Source organism: Burkholderia sp. Ac-20353, from assembly GCF_017104785.1.
Classification (GTDB): Bacteria; Pseudomonadota; Gammaproteobacteria; order Burkholderiales; family Burkholderiaceae; genus Burkholderia.
Genome location: NZ_JAAGPL010000420.1, coordinates 1 through 2,520 on the forward strand (window position 1 = coordinate 1; position 2,520 = coordinate 2,520).

The 2,520-nt window shown below is 66.7% G+C and carries 3 protein-coding genes; all 3 read right to left on the reverse strand.

Annotation, left to right across the window (positions count from 1 at the left end; all coding sequences use genetic code 11):
* Positions 1-323, reverse strand: a 323-nt coding sequence (locus G3N94_RS40855) for an ATP-binding cassette domain-containing protein (RefSeq protein ID WP_205799841.1), incomplete at its 3' end; no start/stop codon positions are given.
* Entirely contained in the window at positions 320-1,591 is a 1,272-nt protein-coding gene (locus tag G3N94_RS40860; protein ID WP_205799842.1) for a high-affinity branched-chain amino acid ABC transporter permease LivM, read from the reverse strand. The genes G3N94_RS40860 and G3N94_RS40855, both read right to left, overlap by 4 nt.
* Positions 1,592-1,602: 11 nt before the next feature.
* Positions 1,603-2,520 (reverse strand): high-affinity branched-chain amino acid ABC transporter permease LivH (gene livH / locus G3N94_RS40865; RefSeq protein ID WP_205799843.1); only part of this gene is annotated, 918 nt, incomplete at its 5' end.

Here is a 2,520-nt window from a genome sequence, read left to right on the forward strand (position 1 = left end):
TGCTGCGCGACGAGCAGGTTCTCGACGACGGTCAGCGACTTGAACAGGCGGATGTTCTGGAACGTCCGCACGAGGCCCTTCAGCGCGATCCGGTGGCTCGACAGCCCCGCGATCTGATGGCCGTCGAGCACGACGTCGCCCGAGGTCGGCTTGTAGAAGCCGCCGACGCAGTTGAACACCGTGGTCTTGCCCGCGCCGTTCGGCCCGATGATCGCGAACACCTCGTCGCGGCGCACGTCGAAATCGATCCCGTCGACGGCGAGCAGCCCGCCAAAGCGCATCTGCAGCCCGGCGACCTTCAACAGTTCTGCATTCGCGCTCATTGCGGCAGCTCCACGTGGGGACGGCTCGCGGGCAGCAGGCCCTGCGGACGCCACATCATCATCAACACCATCACCAGGCCGAAGATCAGCATCCGGTACTCGGCAAAGCCGCGCGCGACTTCGGGCAGGATCGTCAGCAGGATTGCCGCGAGAATCACGCCGAGCTGCGAGCCCATCCCGCCGAGCACGACGATCGCGAGGATCAGCGCCGACTCGATGAAGGTGAACGATTCGGGGTTCACGAGGCCCTGGCGCGCCGCGAAGAACGCGCCGCCGATGCCCGCGAACGCCGCGCCGAGCGTGAACGCCGACAGCTTGATGCGGGTCGGGTTCAGGCCCAGCGAACGGCACGCGATCTCGTCGTCGCGCAGCGCTTCCCACGCGCGGCCCATCGGCATCCGGATCAGGCGGCTCGTCACGAACAGCGTGAAGCAGACGAGCACGAGCGCGAGCAGGTACAGGAAGATCACCACGTGGTCGCCGCTGTATTCCAGCCCGATCAGCTCATGGAACGTCTTCGCACCTTCGACGCTCGCCGAGCGCGCCATCTCGAAGCCGAACACGGTCGGCTTCGGAATGCTCGAGATGCCGTCCGGGCCACCCGTGAGGCTCGTCAGGTTGTTCGCGAGCAGGCGGATGATCTCGCCGAAGCCGAGCGTGACGATCGCGAGATAGTCGCCGCGCAGCCGTAGCACCGGGAAGCCGAGCAGGAAGCCGAACGTCGCCGACGCGATTGCGGCGAGCGGCAGGCATTCCCAGAACGTGAGCCCGAAGTACTGGTTCAGCATCGCGTACGTGTAGCCGCCGACCGCGTAGAAGCCGACATAGCCGAGGTCGAGCAGGCCCGCGAAACCGACGACGATGTTCAGCCCGAGGCCGAGGATCACGTAGATCAGCGCGAGCGTCGCGATGTCGACCGCGCCGCGCGACCCGAAGAACGGCCACACGAGGCCGAACGCGAGCAGCAGCCAGACGACCGTGCGTTGCTGCTGCGCGCCCATCGCGGGCATCGCCGGCAGCTTGACGGCCGTTTTCGCGCGCGTGAGCCACGGCTTGAACAGCTGGAACAGGAACACGGCCGCGACCGCGATCCACACCGGACGCCAGTGCGGTTCGAGCACGACCTGGTAGCCGTCGAGCTTCAGCTGCAGGCCGAGCACGGGCACCGTGAGGATCGCCGTCAGGATCGCGGCGGCCGTCGCGTTCTTCAGCGTATCGCCGAACGAGGCGCCGGCAGCCGGCCGGCGGACGGAAATGACTTGACTCATCTGCGCCTCCCTCAAACCTTTTCGATGTCCGACTTGCCGAGCAGGCCGGTCGGGCGGAAGAGCAGGATCAGCACGAGCAGGCCGAACGCGACGACGTCCTTGTACTCGGCCGGCATGTAGCCTGCTGCGAAGGTTTCGGCCAGCCCGAGCAGCACGCCGCCGAGCATCGCGCCCGGAATGCTGCCGATCCCGCCGAGCACCGCGGCGGTGAACGCCTTGATGCCCGCGACGAAACCGATATACGGGTTCAGCTTGCCGATCGTCAGGCCGATCAGCACGCCGCCGACGGCGGCCAGCATCGCGCCGAGCACGAACGTGAACGAGATCACGCGGTTCGTGTCGATGCCGAGCAGGTTCGCCATCTTCATGTCCTCGGCGCACGCGCGGCATGCGCGGCCCATCCGCGAATGCGAGATGAACAGCGTGAGCGCGATCATCAGTACGAGCGTCACGCAGACGATCAGCAGGCGCGAATACGGAATCGTCACGTCGAAGTCGCCGCCGAGATGGATGTCGAACGCGCCGGAGATCAGCACCGGCACGGACACGTCGCGCGCGCCCTGGCCGATCTGCACGTAGTTCTGCAGGAAGATCGACATGCCGATCGCGGAGATCAGCGGCACGAGGCGCGGCCCGCCGCGCAGCGGCCGGTACGCGACGCGCTCGACGGCAAAGCCGTACAGCCCGGTGACGACCACCGACACGATCAGCGCCGCGCCGAGCACGAGCGGCAGCGGATAGCCGGCGGACACGCCGATCGAGGTCAGGGTCACGAGGCCCACGTACGCGCCGATCATGTAGATCTCGCCGTGGGCGAAGTTGATCATGCCGATGATCCCGTAGACCATCGAGTAGCCGATGGCGATCAACGCATAGATCGCGCCCAGCGTCAGGCCGTTGACCAGCTGCTGGGCGAATTGCGGAAAGAA

Excerpts from the sequence above, each read along its gene's own strand:
- G3N94_RS40860 (WP_205799842.1), bottom strand. The coding sequence starts at position 1,591 with ATGAGTCAAGTCATTTCCGTCCGCCGGCCGGCTGCCGGCGCCTCGTTC.